Annotated in this window: 15 protein-coding genes; 8 read left to right on the forward strand and 7 right to left on the reverse strand. The window is 69.9% G+C overall.

Annotation, left to right across the window (positions count from 1 at the left end; all coding sequences use genetic code 11):
- Positions 1-141 precede the first annotated feature (141 nt).
- The 4 genes from mfd (at position 142) to AVKW3434_RS16745 (ending at position 6,796) form a co-directional block, all read left to right on the forward strand.
- Complete coding sequence (gene mfd / locus AVKW3434_RS16730; RefSeq protein ID WP_284406738.1) at positions 142-3,615, forward strand: transcription-repair coupling factor; 3,474 nt, start codon at positions 142-144, stop codon at positions 3,613-3,615.
- A 289-nt stretch (positions 3,616-3,904) separates the two neighbouring features.
- Complete coding sequence (locus AVKW3434_RS16735; protein ID WP_284406739.1) at positions 3,905-4,882, forward strand: Bug family tripartite tricarboxylate transporter substrate binding protein; 978 nt, start codon at positions 3,905-3,907, stop codon at positions 4,880-4,882.
- A 159-nt stretch (positions 4,883-5,041) separates the two neighbouring features.
- Positions 5,042-5,755 carry a phosphoserine phosphatase SerB gene (serB, locus tag AVKW3434_RS16740; RefSeq protein WP_284406740.1) on the forward strand — a complete coding sequence of 238 codons (714 nt, stop codon included), beginning with the start codon at positions 5,042-5,044 and terminating at the stop codon, positions 5,753-5,755.
- Positions 5,756-6,010: 255 nt separating this feature from the next.
- Positions 6,011-6,796 (forward strand): MetQ/NlpA family ABC transporter substrate-binding protein, encoded by a 786-nt coding sequence (locus tag AVKW3434_RS16745; protein ID WP_284406844.1) that lies wholly within the window; start codon positions 6,011-6,013, stop codon positions 6,794-6,796.
- A 92-nt stretch (positions 6,797-6,888) separates the two neighbouring features.
- Here AVKW3434_RS16745 and AVKW3434_RS16750 read toward each other — a convergent pair whose 3' ends face one another.
- Positions 6,889-7,554: a LysE/ArgO family amino acid transporter gene (locus AVKW3434_RS16750; protein WP_284406741.1), complete on the reverse strand. Its 666-nt coding sequence runs from the start codon at positions 7,552-7,554 to the stop codon at positions 6,889-6,891.
- A gap of 78 nt (positions 7,555-7,632) precedes the next feature.
- Between AVKW3434_RS16750 and AVKW3434_RS16755 the strand changes: the two genes are divergently transcribed.
- Together AVKW3434_RS16755 and AVKW3434_RS16760 are read left to right on the forward strand one after the other, a co-directional pair.
- The gene (locus AVKW3434_RS16755) at positions 7,633-8,571 is read left to right on the forward strand and encodes an HTH-type transcriptional regulator ArgP (RefSeq protein WP_284406742.1); all 939 of its coding nucleotides are present in this window, start codon (positions 7,633-7,635) and stop codon (positions 8,569-8,571) included.
- A 96-nt stretch (positions 8,572-8,667) separates the two neighbouring features.
- Positions 8,668-9,093 (forward strand): group III truncated hemoglobin, encoded by a 426-nt coding sequence (locus AVKW3434_RS16760; RefSeq protein WP_284406743.1) that lies wholly within the window; start codon positions 8,668-8,670, stop codon positions 9,091-9,093.
- Between the two features lie 19 nt (positions 9,094-9,112).
- Here the strand turns inward: AVKW3434_RS16760 and AVKW3434_RS16765 are convergent, their stop codons facing one another.
- Positions 9,113-9,352 (reverse strand): DUF3820 family protein, encoded by a 240-nt coding sequence (locus tag AVKW3434_RS16765; RefSeq protein WP_272564103.1) that lies wholly within the window; start codon positions 9,350-9,352, stop codon positions 9,113-9,115.
- Positions 9,353-9,359: 7 nt separating this feature from the next.
- Entirely contained in the window at positions 9,360-9,719 is a 360-nt protein-coding gene (locus AVKW3434_RS16770) for a translation initiation factor Sui1 (protein WP_284406744.1), read from the reverse strand.
- A 208-nt stretch (positions 9,720-9,927) separates the two neighbouring features.
- On the opposite strand from AVKW3434_RS16770, the gene AVKW3434_RS16775 reads away from it, so the two are divergent.
- Positions 9,928-11,202 (forward strand): DEAD/DEAH box helicase, encoded by a 1,275-nt coding sequence (locus tag AVKW3434_RS16775; protein WP_284399371.1) that lies wholly within the window; start codon positions 9,928-9,930, stop codon positions 11,200-11,202.
- Positions 11,203-11,226: 24 nt separating this feature from the next.
- Here the strand turns inward: AVKW3434_RS16775 and AVKW3434_RS16780 are convergent, their stop codons facing one another.
- The 3 genes from AVKW3434_RS16780 to AVKW3434_RS16790 all read right to left on the reverse strand — a co-directional run bounded on the left by AVKW3434_RS16780 (position 11,227) and on the right by AVKW3434_RS16790 (position 13,449).
- Positions 11,227-12,231: an aldo/keto reductase gene (locus AVKW3434_RS16780; RefSeq protein ID WP_284406745.1), complete on the reverse strand. Its 1,005-nt coding sequence runs from the start codon at positions 12,229-12,231 to the stop codon at positions 11,227-11,229.
- Positions 12,232-12,298: 67 nt separating this feature from the next.
- Positions 12,299-12,517, reverse strand: a complete 219-nt coding sequence (locus AVKW3434_RS16785) for a SlyX family protein (RefSeq protein WP_272564107.1) — start codon at positions 12,515-12,517, stop codon at positions 12,299-12,301.
- Positions 12,518-12,543: 26 nt separating this feature from the next.
- Positions 12,544-13,449: a LysR family transcriptional regulator gene (locus tag AVKW3434_RS16790; protein ID WP_284406746.1), complete on the reverse strand. Its 906-nt coding sequence runs from the start codon at positions 13,447-13,449 to the stop codon at positions 12,544-12,546.
- A 98-nt stretch (positions 13,450-13,547) separates the two neighbouring features.
- On the opposite strand from AVKW3434_RS16790, the gene AVKW3434_RS16795 reads away from it, so the two are divergent.
- Positions 13,548-14,312 (forward strand): sulfite exporter TauE/SafE family protein, encoded by a 765-nt coding sequence (locus tag AVKW3434_RS16795; protein WP_284406747.1) that lies wholly within the window; start codon positions 13,548-13,550, stop codon positions 14,310-14,312.
- 90 nt (positions 14,313-14,402) lie between these two features.
- Here AVKW3434_RS16795 and AVKW3434_RS16800 read toward each other — a convergent pair whose 3' ends face one another.
- A complete protein-coding gene (locus AVKW3434_RS16800; RefSeq protein ID WP_284406845.1) occupies positions 14,403-15,599 on the reverse strand; it encodes an aminotransferase-like domain-containing protein in 1,197 nt (398 codons plus the stop codon).
- Positions 15,600-15,700 lie beyond the last annotated feature (101 nt).

Here is a 15,700-nt window from a genome sequence, read left to right on the forward strand (position 1 = left end):
TGTAGGAGGGCCGGGCGTCCCCATCTGACAACGTGCGCCGAGAGCACGCCGCCTAGAATTGCCACTCGCCCGCACCGCCCGACCGCCGCGCACACCGCGCCCCCGGGGCCGGTGTCCCGGGCCCGACGCACCGCCACCCGCATGGACCTCCCCAAACTCATCCCCGGAAAACGTTTCACTCTGCCACGCCCGGTGGGCAGCGCCGATGCCCTGCTGCTGGCGCGCCTGGGCGAGCGAGAGAAAGCCGCGCGGCGCACCACCGCCATCGTGACGGCCGACGCCACCGATGCGCGGCGCCTCATCGACGAGATGGCGTTCTTCGCCCCCGAGCTGCGCTGCGCGCTGTTCCCCGACTGGGAGACACTGCCCTACGACACGTTCTCCCCGCACCAGGACCTGATCAGCGAGCGCCTGGCCACGCTGTGGCGCATCAGCCAGGGCGAAGCGGACGTGGTGCTGGTGCCGGCCACCACGGCGCTGTACCGGGTGGCGCCGCCCTCCTTTCTCGCGGGCTACACCTTCCACTTCAAGGTCAAGCAAAAGCTGGACGAGGCGAAGTTCAAGGCGCAGCTCACGCTGGCGGGCTACTCCCATGTGTCGCAGGTGGTGAGCCCGGGCGAGTACGCGGTGCGCGGCGGGCTGATCGACCTCTTTCCGATGGGCTCGCTGGTGCCCTACCGCGTGGACCTGTTCGACGACGAGATCGACAGCATCCGCACGTTCGACCCGGACAGCCAGCGCAGCCTGTACCCCGTGCCGGAGGTGCGCCTGCTGCCGGGCCGCGAATTCCCGATGGACGACGACGCACGGGCCAAATTCCGCAGCCGCTGGCGCGAGATGCTGGAGGGCGACCCGACCAAGAGCCGCATCTACAAGGACATGGGCAACGGCGTGGCCACCGCGGGCATCGAGTACTACCTGCCGCTCTTCTTCGACGAGACGGCGACCGTGTTCGACTACCTCGGCGCCGAGGCCACCGTGGTGCTGCACGGCGATCTGGAGCCGGCCTTCCAGCGGTTCTGGCAGGACACGAAAGACCGCTATCGCCTGATCCAGGGCGACCCGGACCGCCCGGCCCTGCCGCCGGAGGCGCTGTTCCTCACCACCGAGCAGTTCTACACCCGGGCCAACGCGCACGCGCAGCTCGCCTTGCGACCGGGCGTGGAGGACATCGCCGACAACGCCCATTTCCAGAAGCTGGGCGACCTCTCGGTGGCGCGCGGTGCCGAAGACCCGCTGGCGCGCCTGCACGCCCACATCCGCAACACCCCGCACCGCGTGCTGCTGCTGGCGGAAAGCGCCGGGCGGCGCGAGAGCCTGCTCGATTTCCTGCGCGCTTCGCAGTTGAGCCCGCCGGCCTTCGACTCGCTGGCCGAGTTCCAGGCCCATGCCGAGGAGAAGGTGGGCATTGCCACGGCCGCCGTCACGACGGGCTTCAGCTGGCTCGGCGACGGCATCGACTTCGTGACCGAGACCGAGCTGTTCGCCGCCGGCGCCACCACGCGCCGGCGCAAGAAGCAGGAGCAGGTGAGCGATGTCGAGGCGCTGATCAAGGACCTGTCCGAGTTGAACGTGGGCGACCCGGTGGTGCACAGCGCGCACGGCATCGGCCGCTACCACGGGCTCATCAACATGGACGTGGGCCAGAAGAACCCCGACGGCACGCCCGCGCTGCAAGAGTTTTTGCACCTCGAATACGCCGACAAGGCGGTGCTGTACGTGCCCGTCAGCCAGTTGCAGCTCATCAGCCGCTACACGGGCGTGAGCGCCGACGAGGCGCCGCTGCACAAGCTGGGCAGCGGCCAGTGGGAGAAGGCCAAGCGCAAGGCGGCCGAGCAGGTGCGCGACTCCGCGGCCGAGCTGCTCAACATCTACGCCCGCCGCGCGGCGCGCGAAGGCCACGCCTTCCGCTACTCGCCACAGGACTACGAGCAGTTCGCCAACGACTTCGGCTTTGAGGAAACGGCCGACCAGAACGCGGCCATCCACGCGGTCATCCAGGACATGATCTCGCCCCGCCCCATGGACCGCCTGGTCTGCGGCGACGTGGGCTTCGGCAAGACCGAGGTGGCCCTGCGCGCGGCCTTCGTGGCCGTCACGGGCGGCAAGCAGGTGGCGTTCCTCGCACCCACCACGCTGCTGGCCGAGCAGCACTACCAGACGCTGATGGACCGCTTCGGCAAGTGGCCGGTGAAGGTGGCCGAGGTGTCGCGCTTTCGTTCGGGCAAGGAGATCACCTCTGCCATCAAGGGCATCGGCGACGGCACGGTGGACATCGTGGTGGGCACGCACAAGCTGCTCTCCGAATCCACCCAATTCCACAACCTGGGGCTGCTCATCATCGACGAGGAGCACCGTTTCGGCGTGCGCCACAAGGAGCAGATGAAGGCGCTGCGCGCCGAGGTGGACGTGCTCACCCTCACCGCCACGCCCATCCCGCGCACGCTCGGCATGGCGCTGGAGGGCCTGCGCGACCTGTCCGTGATCGCCACGGCGCCCCAGCGGCGCCTGGCCATCAAGACCTTCGTGCGCAACGAGGGCACGGGCGTGATCCGCGAGGCCGTGCTGCGCGAACTGAAGCGCGGCGGGCAGTGCTACTTCCTGCACAACGAGGTGGAGACCATCGAGAACCGGCGCCAGAAGCTGGAAGAGATATTGCCCGAGGCCCGCATCGCCGTGGCCCACGGCCAGATGCCCGAGCGCGAGCTGGAAAAGGTCATGCGCGATTTCGTGGCGCAGCGCTACAACATCCTGCTTTGCTCGACCATCATCGAGACCGGCATCGACGTGCCCACGGCCAACACCATCATCATGAGTCGCGCCGACAAGTTCGGCCTGGCGCAGTTGCACCAGCTGCGCGGCCGCGTGGGCCGCAGCCACCACCAGGCCTATGCCTACCTGATGGTGCCGGACATCGAGGGCCTGACCAAGCAGGCCGCACAGCGGCTCGACGCCATCCAGCAGATGGAGGAGCTGGGCAGCGGCTTCTACCTGTCCATGCACGACCTGGAGATCCGCGGCGCGGGCGAAGTGCTGGGCGAGAACCAGAGCGGCAACATGCTGGAGGTGGGGTTCCAGCTCTACAACGAGATGCTGTCGGAGGCCGTGCGCTCGCTCAAGGCGGGCAAGGAGCCCGACCTGCTGGCGCCGCTGTCCGTCACCACCGACATCAACCTGCACGCGCCCGCGCTGTTGCCGAGCGACTACTGCGGCGACGTGCACCTGCGCCTGTCGTTCTACAAGAAGCTCGCCACCGCCAGGACCACCGACCAGATCGACAGCCTGCTGGAGGAGATCGTGGACCGCTTCGGCAAGCTGCCGCCGCAGGCGCAGACCCTGATCGACGTGCACCGCCTGCGCTGCATGAGCCAACCCTATGGCGTGGTCAAGGTGGATGCGGCGCCCGGCGTGATCCACATCACCTTCAAGCCGCAGCCGCCGATCGATCCGATGAACATCATCCACCTGATCCAGAAGAACAAGCACATCAAGCTGGCCGGCAACGAGAAGCTGCGCATCGAGCGCGAACTGCCCGAGGCCAAGGACCGGGTGCAGATGGTGCGCGACGTGCTGCGCAGCCTGGGGCAGCCGCTGGCGCAGGGCGCGCCCGCCTGACGGATGGCTTGGGACGGTGCCGTGGTGAGCGGCATGCCATGCGCGGTGTTCGGTGCCTTCCGGCCGGGGCGCCCCGCCATCTGGCCGGACCTTTTGTATTCAGAGCGAAAAGGGCCCAGAGCACAATAAGTACTAGGGCATATAGCTACAAAAATAATAGCACTCCAACCACCAACCGCTGGCGCACGCGCCAGCACACCGCGAACGGGTGCAGGAATTGCTTGGACGATGGCACGCGCCGGGATGGCACCGGCGGCCATTCGTTCCAACCGATCCAAGGAGTCCGCCCATGCGTGTTGCACGCCCGATCCCGGCATTTTTCTGCGCCCTCGGCCTCGTGGCCACGGCAGCGCCCGCGCTGGCCCAGGGCACCTACCCGGACCGCCCCGTGAAAGTGATCGTCGCGCTCCCCGCTGGCGGCAGCGCCGACATGATCGCGCGCATGGTGGGCCAGAAGATGGCAGCCGAACTGGGCCAGCCGTTCGTGGTGGACAACAAGGCAGGCGCTTCGGGCCAGATCGGCACGCCCATGGTGGCCCGCGCGGCGCCGGACGGCTACACGGTCATGGTGTCGCCCGCGTCGTTCCTGACCACCAACAAGAGCATCTTCAAGACCCTGCCCTATGACCCGCAGGCCGACTTCGTGCCCATCACCAAGCTGGTGAACCAGCCGATGGTGCTGGTCGCCAAGGACGCGCAGAAGTTTCCGAGCGTGGCCGCCGTGCTGCAGGCGGCCCGGGCCGCGCCGGGCCGGGTGACCTACGCATCGTCGGGCGACGGCAGCCCGCAGCACCTGGCGGCCCTGATGTTCGGCACCCGCACGCAATCGAGCATGCTGCATGTGCCGTACAAGGGCGGTGCCCCGGCCATCAACGACACGCTGGCGGGCAACGTGGACCTCATGTTCGCCGTGCTGCCCGAAGCGTTGCCCCACATCCAGTCGGGCAAGCTGCAGGCGCTGGCGGTGATGAGCGCACAGCGTTCGGCAGTGCTGCCGCAGGTGCCCACCATGGCGGAAAGCGGCGTGCCGCAGGTGGAACTGTCGGCCTGGGTCGGCCTGCTGGCACCAGCCAGGACGCCGCAGCCCGTCATCGACCGGCTGCGCAGCGCCGCCCACGCCGCCTTGGCGGGCGACACCCAGACCCGGCTGGCGGCCAGCGGCATGGAAGTGGCGCCGGGCACCACCCAGCAACTGCAGGACACCATCGCCGCGGAAATCAAACTGCACGCGGAGCTGGTCAAGGCGGCCGGGCTGGCGCCCCAGTGAAGCAACGAGGCGGGAGCGGCAGCGATCACGGCAAAGGCAGGCAGCGGCAGGCGACCTGGGGATAATCCCCGCTGTGTCCCGGAACGCCGCCGCTGCGCGCCGGGCAGTCCCCTCCCCCTTCCTTTTGTCTTCGCCGCAGGATCTTTCCTCCCCCCTCCCATGAGTGCCGCCACCGAATTCGCTCCCGGCCTTGTCGTCCAAGGCCTCTCCACCCCGCTGTCCCTGTCGGACTTCAAGCTCATCGCATTCGACATGGACTCCACCCTGATCAACATCGAGTGCGTGGACGAGATCGCCGACGCGGCCGGCCGCAAGGCCGAAGTGGCCGCCATCACCGAGGCCGCCATGCAGGGCCTGATCACCGACTACAAGGAAAGCCTGCGCCAGCGCGTGGCCCTGCTACGCGGCGTGACCGTCGGGCACCTGGAACACGTGTTCGCCGAGCGGCTGCGCTTCAACCCCGGCGCCAAGGAACTGGTGGCCGCGGCCCGCTCCGCGGGCTTGACCACGCTGCTGGTCTCGGGCGGTTTCACGTTCTTCGCCGACCGGGTCCGCGCCGGGCTGGGCATCGATCTCGCGCGGTCGAACCAGTTGGAGGTCGAGGGCGGCGTGCTCACCGGCCGCATGGTGGACCAGGCCTGGGGCGACATCTGCGACGGCGCCGAGAAACGCCGGACGCTGCTGGAAGTGGCCTCGCTGCTGGGCATTTCGCCCAGCCAGGCCATTGCCGTGGGTGACGGCGCCAACGATCTGCCCATGATGGGAGCCGCGGGCCTGTCGGTGGCCTACCACGCCAAGCCGGCGGTGCGGGCCCAGGCCAAGGTGGCGATCAACGAAGGCGGGCTGGATCGCCTGCTGGAAGTGCTGCGCTGACGCCCTGGCGTGCCCATCGGCGCGCCACCCCGATTGCTATTCTTTCAATAGCAAACAGGGCAGACGATACTAGGGGATCGGCCTCTTTTCTTCTGAATGGCGAGTCACGGGTCGCATAAGAAGATCACTCGTTATATCGATATGAAAATAAAAGAATGGCGCATTCCCGCGCCCTTCTTTACATTCGCGTCTTCCCACGGCGCGCGCTGGGGCGCCCGCCGACCGATCCAACCGACTGAAATGAAAGCCCTCTCCATGCTGAAGAAAACGCTGTCCGCCCTGGCCGTCGCCACCCTGGCCTTCTCGGCGCATGCCGCCGATGTGCTCAAGGTCGCGGCCTCGGCGGTGCCGCATGCGGAAATCCTGAACTTCGTGAAGCCGCAGCTCAAGGCCCAGGGCGTGGACCTGCAGGTCAAGGAATTCAGCGACTACATCCAGCCCAATGCCGCGGTGCAAGACAAGCAGCTGGACGCCAACTTCTTCCAGCACCAACCCTACCTGGACAGCTACAACAAGGACCGCAAGAGCAGCATCGTCGCCGTGCCCGACGGCAAGGTGCACGTGGAGCCCTTCGGCGCCTACTCCCGGAAGATCAAGGCCGTGGGCGAACTCAAGGAAGGCGCTCTGATCGCCATCCCCAACGACCCGTCCAACGCTGGCCGCGCGCTGATCCTGCTGCAAAAGCAGGGCCTGATCGAGCTGAAGGACCCCAAGAACATCACGGCCACCCCGATCGACATCGTGAAGAACCCCAAGAAGCTCAAATTCCGCGAACTCGAAGCCGCCCTGCTGCCGCGCGCGCTGCAGGACGTGGACCTGGCGCTCATCAACACCAACTACGCCATCGAGGCCAAGCTCAACCCCACCAAGGATGCGCTGTTCATCGAAGGCGCCGACTCGCCCTACGCCAACCTGGTGGCCGCGCGCGCCGACCGCGCCAACGACCCCCGCATCCAGAAGCTGGTGAAGGCGCTGCACACGCCGGAAGTGAAGAAGTTCATCCAGGACAAGTACCAGGGCGCCGTGGTGCCCGCGTTCTGACCCGGGTGCCTTGAAAATCCGAAGGGGGCGGGTGCAGGACGGCCGAGCCGTCGTCACCGCCCCCTTTTGCGTGAAGGCCACAGCGGCGGACGTCAGGCCGCTGGCTGAAGCGCCCCGGCCGCGACCCAGGCCGACAGCGCCAGCATCACCGAGCCCGTGAGCCCGTCCAGCACCCGCCAGGCCATGGGCCGCGCGAACACCGCCTGGAGCCTGCGCCCGGCCACCGCCAGCAGGACGAACCACAGCAGGCTGGCCGACGCCGCCCCGGCCACGAACACCCATTTGAGCCCCCCTTCCTGCCGCGCGCCAATGGAGCCCATGAGCACCATGGTGTCCAGGTACACGTGCGGGTTGACCAGGGTGATGAGCGCGAGGGTGCCCACCACGCCCCAGGCGCTGCGCTGCGCCCGGTCGGTCCCGCCCGTCTCCAAGGCCTGGCCGCCCGACCACAACGCGCGGTACCAGGCGAAGAGGCCATAGGCCAGCAGGAACACGGCGCCGCCCAGGGTGAGGGCCTGCGCCAGGGCGGGCGATTGCCCGAGCAGCGCCGCCGCGCCCGCCACGCCCAGCCCGATCAGCAGCGCGTCCGACACGACACACAGCACCACGCAGGCACGCACGCATTCGCCCTGCACGGCCTGCCGCAGCACATAGGCGTTCTGCGCGCCGATGGAGACGATGAGCGAAAGGCAGACCGTGAAGCCGGCCAGCCAGGAAGTCGATGCCGCACCCGCGGCGGGGAAGAAAGGGGTCCACATGCGGCCGATTCTGGCCACCGCTCCGGTTTAAGTACACTTAAAAAGCCTTAACACTGTGAAGCAAAACTTCATCCCGCCATGTTCGACTACGCTGGTCTGGAAGCCCTCGCTGCGGTGGTGCGCGAAGGCAGCTTCGAGCGCGCCGCGCGGCGCCTGCACGTCACCCCGTCGGCCGTGTCCCAGCGGGTCAAGCAACTGGAAGAGCGCGCCGGCCAGGTGCTGGTGCAGCGCGGCACGCCCTGCACGGGCACCGAGGCCGGTCGACGCCTGTGCCTGCACCTGGACCAGGTCGCCCTGCTGGAAAACGAACTGCGCCGCACCAACCCCGCCCTGGCACCCGACGGCCCCACGGCCGCGCCCACGCTCAAGCTGGCGGTGAACGCGGATTCGCTGTCCACCTGGTTCATGGACGCGATGGCGGATTTCACGGCCGGCGGCAACGAGTTGCTGGACATCCGCATCGACGACCAGGAGCACACCGCGCAGCGCATCCGCGAAGGCGAAGTGATCGCCGCCGTCACCGCCAGCGCCGGCAGCATCGCAGGCTGCAACACCTGGCCTCTGGGCGCCATGCACTACGTGGCGGTCGGCAGCCCGCCATTCGTGGAGCGCCACTTCGGCGGCGGCGTGACGCCCGAGACTGCCGCGCTCGCGCCCATGATGGTCTATGGCCGCAACGACCGCCTGCAGGACCAGTGGCTGCAGCGCCAGGGCCTGGCCTCGCGCCGCCACCCGCCCCGCCACTTCATGCCGTCCAACCAGGGGTTTCTGCGCAGCTGCGAGGTCGGCATGGGCTGGGGCATGCACCCCACCGTGCTGATCGAACGGCAACTGGCCGATGGCACGCTGGTGGAGCTGCGGCCGCAGGCGGGGATGGACGTGCCGCTGTACTGGGCGCTGCCGCGCTCGGCCCAGGCGGGGCTGGAGCGGCTCACGCGCTGCGTGATGGCGGCGGCGGGGGCCTGGCTGGGCGACGGCACGGCGGGACCATCGCTTGCTGCGCATCAAACCCCTTGATGCCGGAACGGGCATGCTCTGCCCCGGCCCGGTCCAACCCACCCGACCACCCGACCACCCGACTTCAACCACCGCGCAGCCCCGCGCACCGACCCGATGGATTCACCCGCTCCCCTTCAGCCCCCCGTTCGGCACACCCTGGACCTGGCGGGCGTCACCGACCTCGTGCACGGCTTCTACGCCGACGTGCGCGCCGATGTCCTGCTGGGCCCCGTGTTCGATGCGGCGCTGCAGGACCGCTGGGAGCCGCATCTGGCGCGCATGGTGGACTTCTGGAGCACGGTGGCGCTGGGCAGCCGGCGCTACCGCCGCAACGTGCTCGCGCGGCACGGCGCGCTGGAGGGCGTGACGCCGGCGCATTTCGCGGCCTGGGTGGGGCTGTGGCGGCAGCACACCGAGCGCCGCTTCGCGCCCGAGGTCGCGCATTCGCTGCAGCAGGCCGCGCACGGCGTGGCCCGCGCGCTGTTCCGCAAATGCTTCGGGCACCTGCCGGCCTTCGACATGCCGGCCGGCGGCCACTGAGAGCGCGCGCGGCGGCGGTTCAGCGCCGGGCCGCCGGGCCCTGCCCGGCCTGGGCGCGCAGCGGCTCCAGCAGGGCCGACAGGCCGTTGTGGTCGATCTCGTGCATGAGGGCCAGCAGCCGGCCCAGATCGCCGCGCGGAAAGCCTTCGCGGGCGAACCAGTTCAGGTAGTTGCCCGGCAGGTCCGCAATGGCGTGGCCCTTGTACTTGCCGTAGGGCATCTGGACGGTCAGCAGGCGCTGCAGTTGTTCCGGGTCCATGGCCGGCTCAGCCCCCGGCCCGCTTGACGGTGTGGCCCCGTTGCCGCAACGCGTCCATCACGCGCTCGACATGGTCGCCCTGCACCTCGATCACGCCGTCCTTCACGGTCCCGCCGCTGCCGCACGCGGCCTTGAGCTGCTTGCCCAACAGCGCCAGCGCCGCCTCGTCCAGCGCCACGCCTTTCACCACCGTGACCGCCTTTCCGCCCCGCCCCTTGGTCTCGCGCGAGACCCGCACGGTGCCATCGCCCGCCGGCACCACGCGGGCCGCCTGGCAGGCGCACTGCGCCACGGGCTGGCGGCAGCCGGGGCACATGCGGCCGGATTCGGTCGAATAGACGAGGCCACCCAGGTCGCTCAGGCGCATGGCGGCACTCCCTGGGCTTTGAAGAAAACGGCGGCAGTGGCAATCAGGCGCATGGCGAGGGGCCCGGGGCGCGGGCGAAGGACGGCGGGCAAGGAATGAAGGCAGGAAATGAGGCACGAAAGGCCTCAAAGACCGCGAATTATCCGCATCCCGCCCCAGGGCGGCACAATCGCGGGTTCCCTCCTTCGCGCCCCGTTGCGCGCCTGCCATGCCTTTTGCTTCCCTCGGCCTCTCGCCCGCCCTTGTCCACGCCGCCGATGCGATGGGCTTCACCACGCCCACGGCGGTCCAGGCCGAGGCCATTCCGGCCGTGCTGCGCGGTGCCGACGTGCGGGCCTGCGCGCAGACCGGTTCGGGCAAGACCGCCGCCTTCGCCTTGCCGCTGCTGCAGCAGTGCCTGCCGCACACGCTGGCCCAGGCCGGCCGGGGCGCGCGCCGCGTGCGGGCCCTGGTGCTGGTGCCCACACGCGAGCTGGCGGAGCAGGTCGGCGAGGTCCTGCGCGATCTGGCCCGGCACCTGCTGCCGCAGCGCCTGGCGGTCGCCGTGGTGTTCGGCGGCGTCTCGATCAACCCGCAGATGATGGGCCTGCGCAGCGGGGCCGACATCGTCGTCGCCACGCCGGGCCGCCTGCTGGACCTGGTGGACCACAACGCGGTGGCGCTCTCCGCCGTGCAGACCCTGGTGCTGGACGAGGCCGACCGCCTGCTCGACTTAGGCTTCGCCGAGGAACTGAACCGCGTGCTGGCCCTGTTGCCCGTGGAGCGGCAGAACCTGCTGTTCTCGGCCACCTTCGCGCCGGCGGTGGCCGCGCTGGCCGACGGCCTGCTGCGCGAGCCGGTGCGCATCGAGATCGCCCACTCGCCCGAGACCACGCCCGACATCGCCCAGCGCGCCATCGCCGTGGACCCGGGCCGGCGCACGCAACTGCTGCGCCACCTGGTGCAGACGCACGAATGGTCGCGCGTGCTGGTGTTTGTGGCCACGCAGTACGCGGCCGAGCATGTGGCCGAGAAGCTCTACCAGGCCGGCATCTTCGCCTCGCCCTTCCATGGCGGCCTGAGCCAGGGCGCGCGCAAGCAGGTGCTGCAGGAGTTCAAGGACGACCGCTGGCAGGTGGTGGTGACGACCGACCTCGCCTCGCGCGGGATCGACATCGCGCAACTGCCCGTGGTGGTCAACTTCGACCTGCCCCGCTCGGTGACCGACTACGTGCACCGCATCGGCCGCACCGGCCGCGCGGGCGAGACCGGCGTGGCCGTGAGCTTCGTCAGCGCCAGCACCGAAGCGCACTGGCGCCTGATCGAAAAGCGCCAGCGCATGGCCCTTCCCCTGGAGCAGATCCCTGGCTTCGAGCCCACCGAGGCTGCGCCGGCCGCGCCGCCGGGCAACGGCGGCATCAAGGGCAAGCGCCCGAGCAAGAAAGACAAGCTGCGCGCGGCTACGGCCCGCCAGGGCCAGGACGGCGGCGGTGCGAACGACTGAGCCGCGCCTGCCGTCGTCGCTCGATCAGCCGCGGGTGCGCGGGTACAGGGGGTAGGCCGGGTCGGTGTAGCCCGGGGTGGACGGGTGGCCCGGGGCCACCAGTTCGTTCACCAGCGCTTCGTCCTGCACGGTGATCTCGACGCCCAGCGCGGGCGCGTAGTCCTGCCACTGCGCCAGGGTGCGCGGGCCGGCGATCACGGCGCTCACCGCGCGGTGCGCCAGCACCCAGGCCGTGGCGAACTGGGCCAGCGTCACGCCGCGTTCCTCGGCATGCCCTTTCAGCCGCTGGGCGATCTGCAGCGATTCCTCGCGGAACTCGGTCTCGGCCATGCGCTTGTCGCCGCGTGCCGCGCGCGTGCCCTCGGCCGGCGGCTGGCCCGGCAGGTACTTGCCGGTGAGCACGCCGCGCGCGATCGGGCTGTAGGGCACCACGCCCACGCCGTGGTGCGCGCAGGCCGGCAGGATCTCGACTTCGGGCATGCGGTTGAGCAGGTTGTAGTACGGCTGGCAGACCACGGGCCCGGGCAGGCCCATGCGCGCCGCCAGGTGCACCAGCTCCGTGATGCGCCAGGCGCGGAAGTTGGACACGCCCCAGTAGCGGATCTTGCCGGCGCGCAGCAGCGCATCAATGGCGAACAACGGCTCCTGCAGGTCCATGTCGTTGACGTCGCGGTGCAGGTACAGGATGTCCACGTGGTCGGTCTGCAGCCGGGCCAGGCTGGCGTCCACCTCGCGCAGCATCCAGGTGCGGGAATACTGCGATTCGTTCACCCGGTCGGACATCTTGTTGCCCAGCTTGGTCGCCAGCACCCAGTCGTGGCGCTGGCCCTTGAGCAGTTCGCCCAGCATCGTTTCCGAGGCACCCCGGGTGTACACGTCGGCCGTGTCGATGAAGTTCACCCCGCGCTCGCGCGCGTCGGCCACGATGGCCGCGGCCTCGTCGCGCCCCGTCTGGTCGCCGAACATCATGGTGCCCAGGCACAGGGCGGAGACTTGCAGGTTGCTGCGGCCAAGGCGGCGGTATTGCATGGCAGGGACCTTTCGGTGAGAAGAAAAAGAGGGAGAGGAAGCGAACCCGGCGGGGGCGCGCGGCAGGTCAGTAGTGCGGCGGCAGTTCGTCGCGCAGGCTGCGCACGGCCGCACCACCGCCCTCGGGGATCTGCTGGCGCAGCTGGGACACCTCGGCGATGAGCCGGTCGATCTGCTGCTGTTGCCGGTAGATGGTGAGGTTGAGCTGGTCGAGCAGGTCTTCGGCGAAGCTGGCCTTGATCTCCAGCTCGTTCAGGCGCTGTTCGTTGGGATGGGTGTCGGGCATGCCGCTATTGGAACCGAAACCACGCTTCACCCGCCGCTGACGCTTTGCGGCGCCCCCAGCACCCTTGCCACCAGTTGCCGGGCGGGGGTCGGCAGCGCGTCCAGTTCCCGCACGCACAGCACCAGCGATCGGGCGGCCCACGCATCGTCCAGGGGCACCGCCCGCACGCCGGCCGAACGGCCGCAGCGCTGCACCACCGCGCGCGGCACCACGGCCAGGCCCACGCCCTGCCCCACCATGCGGCAGACCGCCTCGAAGCTGCCAAGGCGGATGCGGTAGCGCGGGCGGGTGCCCAGCCGGCGGGCATGGCCCGCGAGGTGGTCGTCCAGCGCGCTGCCGGCCGACAGGCCCACCAGTTCCCAGTCCAGCACCTCGGCGAATGCGATGCGGCGGCGCGCCGCCAGCGCATGGCCGCGCGGCACCACCAGCACCAGCGGGTCCGCCCCCAGCACGAAGGCCTGCAAGCCCGCGGCATCGACCGAATCGGCCAGCACGCCGATCTCGCACACGCCGTGGCGCAAGGCGTCCACGATCTCGTGGCTGGGGCGCTCCTGCAGGTCCACCGACATGCCGGGATGGTCGTGCAGGAAACCCGCCAGCCGGTCGGGCAGCCAGGCGCTCAGCGCGGCGCTGTTGCACATCAGGCGCACGTGGCCGCGCAGGCCCGAGGCATGGTCGCCCAAGTCCCCCTGCATGCGCTCGATCTGCTGCAGCACGATCAACGCGTGCTGCAGCAAGGTCCGCCCGGCAGGGGTGGGCGACACGCCGCGCCGCGTTCGCAGCAGCAGCGGCACGCCCAGCGCGGATTCCATGCCGCGGATGCGCTCGCTGGCCGACGCCAGCGTGATGCAGCTGGCTGATGCGCCGGCGGTGATGGTGCCCGTCTCCAGCACGTTGGCGAACAGTCGCAGATCGGTCAGGTCGAATGCCATGGGCGCCAAGGTAGCACGCCCTGCCTATGGCCTCGCCTGAGGCAGGCTGCGCCGAATCCCGATTGCCGGGTTAACGGGCGCCTCCAACAATCCACGGCATGACCGCATCGCTCACCCCCACCGCCTTCCTCGCAGCCACGGCCGTCTTCCTGCTCGCCGGGTGCGTCAAGGGCGTGGTGGGCCTGGGACTGCCGACCGTCGCGATGGCGCTGCTGGCCCTGGTCATGCCCCCCGCCCAGGCGGCGGCCTTGCTGGTGGTGCCGTCGCTCGTGACCAACCTGCTGCAGTTGCGGCCCCTGTCGGGTCTGGGACCGATGGTGCGCCGGCTGGGCGGCATGCAGCTGGGCGTGTGCGCGGGCACCCTCGCGGGGGCGGCGTGGATCGGCGCGCCCTCCGGCCAGGGGGCGTCGGTGGCGCTGGGCACCGTGCTGGTCCTGTATGCCGCCTGGGGCCTGCGCGGCGCCCCGCTGCAGGTGCCGGCGCGCGCCGAACGTTGGCTGGGGCCGGCCGTGGGCGTGGCGACGGGCCTGGTCACGGCCGCCACCGGCGTGTTCGTGGTGCCGGCGGTGCCCTACCTGCAGTCGCTGGGCCTGGCGCGGGACGAGCTCGTGCAGGCCATGGGGCTGTCGTTCACCGTCTCCACCCTGGTGCTGGGCGCCGGGCTGGCGGCCAACGGGGCGTACCCGGGCACGGCGGCCCTGTCGTCCGCGGCGCTGCTGGTGCCCGCCGTCATCGGCATGGCGGCCGGCCAGTGGCTGCGGGGGCGCCTGTCGCCGGCACGGTTCAAGGCCTGCTTTTTCATCGGCCTGGGGCTGTTAGGCATCTACATGGCCGTGCGCGGGCTGGTGTCCCTGCAGGCCTGACCGGTGCGGCCATGAAAAAAGGGCGCCATGGCGCCCTTGGGGTGATCAGGGCAGCGCCAGCGGGCGCCGCGCCGGTCTGCAGCCGGCCGGTCAGGCGCGCACCGCCTGGCCCAGCCGGGCCACGCCTTCGCGGATCTTGTCCACATCGGCCGTGGCGAACGACAGGCGCAGCGTGGCGTGGTCGGGCTGCGCGCAGAAGAACGGCGTGCCGGGCACGAAGGCCACGCCCTGCTCGATGGCCTTCTTGGCCAGCACGTTGCCGTCGGCCACCTGGCCGCGCGCGCCGGTGAGGCGCGCCCAGACGAACAGGCCGCCCTGCGGCTGCACGAACGCGATGGCATCGCCCAGTTCCTTGCGCAGCGCGTCGCCCATGGCCTGCGCGCGCTCGGCGTACACCGCGCGCACCTTGGCCAGCGTGGCGGGCATGCGGCCGGCCTTGAGGTACTGCGCGGCCGTGGCCTGCGCGAAGGTGCTGGTGTGCGCATCGCTGAACTGCTTGCACATGGTGGCCTTGGCCAGCAGTTCGGCCGGCGCGATGAGCCAGCCCACGCGCAGGCCGGGGCTCAGCACCTTGCTCAAGCTGCCGCAGTGCACCAGCAGGTCGCGGCTGCCGGGCACGTCGGCCGACAGCGCCAGCAGGCTGGGCGGCGGCGCCTCGCCGAAGTACAGGTCGCCGTAGGGGTCGTCCTCGACGATCAGCGTCTGGTGGCGGGCGGCCATCTCCAGCACCTTTCGGCGGCGCTCCAGGCTCAGCAGCGCGCCGCTGGGGTTGCCGAAGGTGGGGATGAGGTACACGAACTTGGGGCGGTGCTCGGCGATGAGCTTTTCCAGCGCATCGGTATCGACGCCCTCGCCATCGACCGGCGCGCTGATCAGTTCGGCGCCGTAGAGGCGAAAGCACTGGATGGTGGCCAGGAAGGTCGGGCCTTCCACGATCACCTTGTCGCCGGGGCTGATGAGCGTCTTGCCCAGCAGGTCCAGCGCCTGCTGGCTGCCGGTGGTGACGATGAGGTTGTCGGTCGCCACGTCCCTGGCGCCCTTGCTGGCCATGAAGGCGGCCAGTTGCTCGCGCAGGGGGTTGTAGCCCTCGGTGGCGCCGTACTGCAGGGCCGCGCCCGGCTCCTCGGCCAGGGCCTGGTTGGAGGCCTCGCGGATGCCGTCCACATCGAACATCGCGCTGTCCGGAAATCCCCCGGCAAAGCTGATGATGCCGGGCTTGCCCAGCAGCTTGAAAAGCTCGCGGATGGCGGAGGTCTCTACATTGTTCAGTCGGTCGGCGAATTGCAGGGGCATGGTCGGGGTCTCACTTTCTGGATGCGATTGTCGCCAAATCGGCGTGGCGTTTTCCTGCGTGTGGTGCCAGTGCCCGCGGCCGGCGCGCCGGGGCC

Origin of the sequence: Acidovorax sp. SUPP3434 (genome assembly GCF_030159015.1) — a bacterium.
In the GTDB taxonomy this organism is placed as follows: domain Bacteria; phylum Pseudomonadota; class Gammaproteobacteria; order Burkholderiales; family Burkholderiaceae_C; genus Paracidovorax.

Excerpts from the sequence above, each read along its gene's own strand:
- mfd (WP_284406738.1), top strand. The coding sequence starts at position 142 with ATGGACCTCCCCAAACTCATCCCCGGAAAACGTTTCACTCTGCCACGC.
- AVKW3434_RS16735 (WP_284406739.1), top strand. The coding sequence starts at position 3,905 with ATGCGTGTTGCACGCCCGATCCCGGCATTTTTCTGCGCCCTCGGCCTC.
- serB (WP_284406740.1), top strand. The coding sequence starts at position 5,042 with ATGAGTGCCGCCACCGAATTCGCTCCCGGCCTTGTCGTCCAAGGCCTC.
- AVKW3434_RS16745 (WP_284406844.1), top strand. The coding sequence starts at position 6,011 with ATGCTGAAGAAAACGCTGTCCGCCCTGGCCGTCGCCACCCTGGCCTTC.
- AVKW3434_RS16750 (WP_284406741.1), bottom strand. The coding sequence starts at position 7,554 with ATGTGGACCCCTTTCTTCCCCGCCGCGGGTGCGGCATCGACTTCCTGG.
- AVKW3434_RS16755 (WP_284406742.1), top strand. The coding sequence starts at position 7,633 with ATGTTCGACTACGCTGGTCTGGAAGCCCTCGCTGCGGTGGTGCGCGAA.
- AVKW3434_RS16760 (WP_284406743.1), top strand. The coding sequence starts at position 8,668 with ATGGATTCACCCGCTCCCCTTCAGCCCCCCGTTCGGCACACCCTGGAC.
- AVKW3434_RS16765 (WP_272564103.1), bottom strand. The coding sequence starts at position 9,352 with ATGGACCCGGAACAACTGCAGCGCCTGCTGACCGTCCAGATGCCCTAC.
- AVKW3434_RS16770 (WP_284406744.1), bottom strand. The coding sequence starts at position 9,719 with ATGCGCCTGAGCGACCTGGGTGGCCTCGTCTATTCGACCGAATCCGGC.
- AVKW3434_RS16775 (WP_284399371.1), top strand. The coding sequence starts at position 9,928 with ATGCCTTTTGCTTCCCTCGGCCTCTCGCCCGCCCTTGTCCACGCCGCC.
- AVKW3434_RS16780 (WP_284406745.1), bottom strand. The coding sequence starts at position 12,231 with ATGCAATACCGCCGCCTTGGCCGCAGCAACCTGCAAGTCTCCGCCCTG.
- AVKW3434_RS16785 (WP_272564107.1), bottom strand. The coding sequence starts at position 12,517 with ATGCCCGACACCCATCCCAACGAACAGCGCCTGAACGAGCTGGAGATC.
- AVKW3434_RS16790 (WP_284406746.1), bottom strand. The coding sequence starts at position 13,449 with ATGGCATTCGACCTGACCGATCTGCGACTGTTCGCCAACGTGCTGGAG.
- AVKW3434_RS16795 (WP_284406747.1), top strand. The coding sequence starts at position 13,548 with ATGACCGCATCGCTCACCCCCACCGCCTTCCTCGCAGCCACGGCCGTC.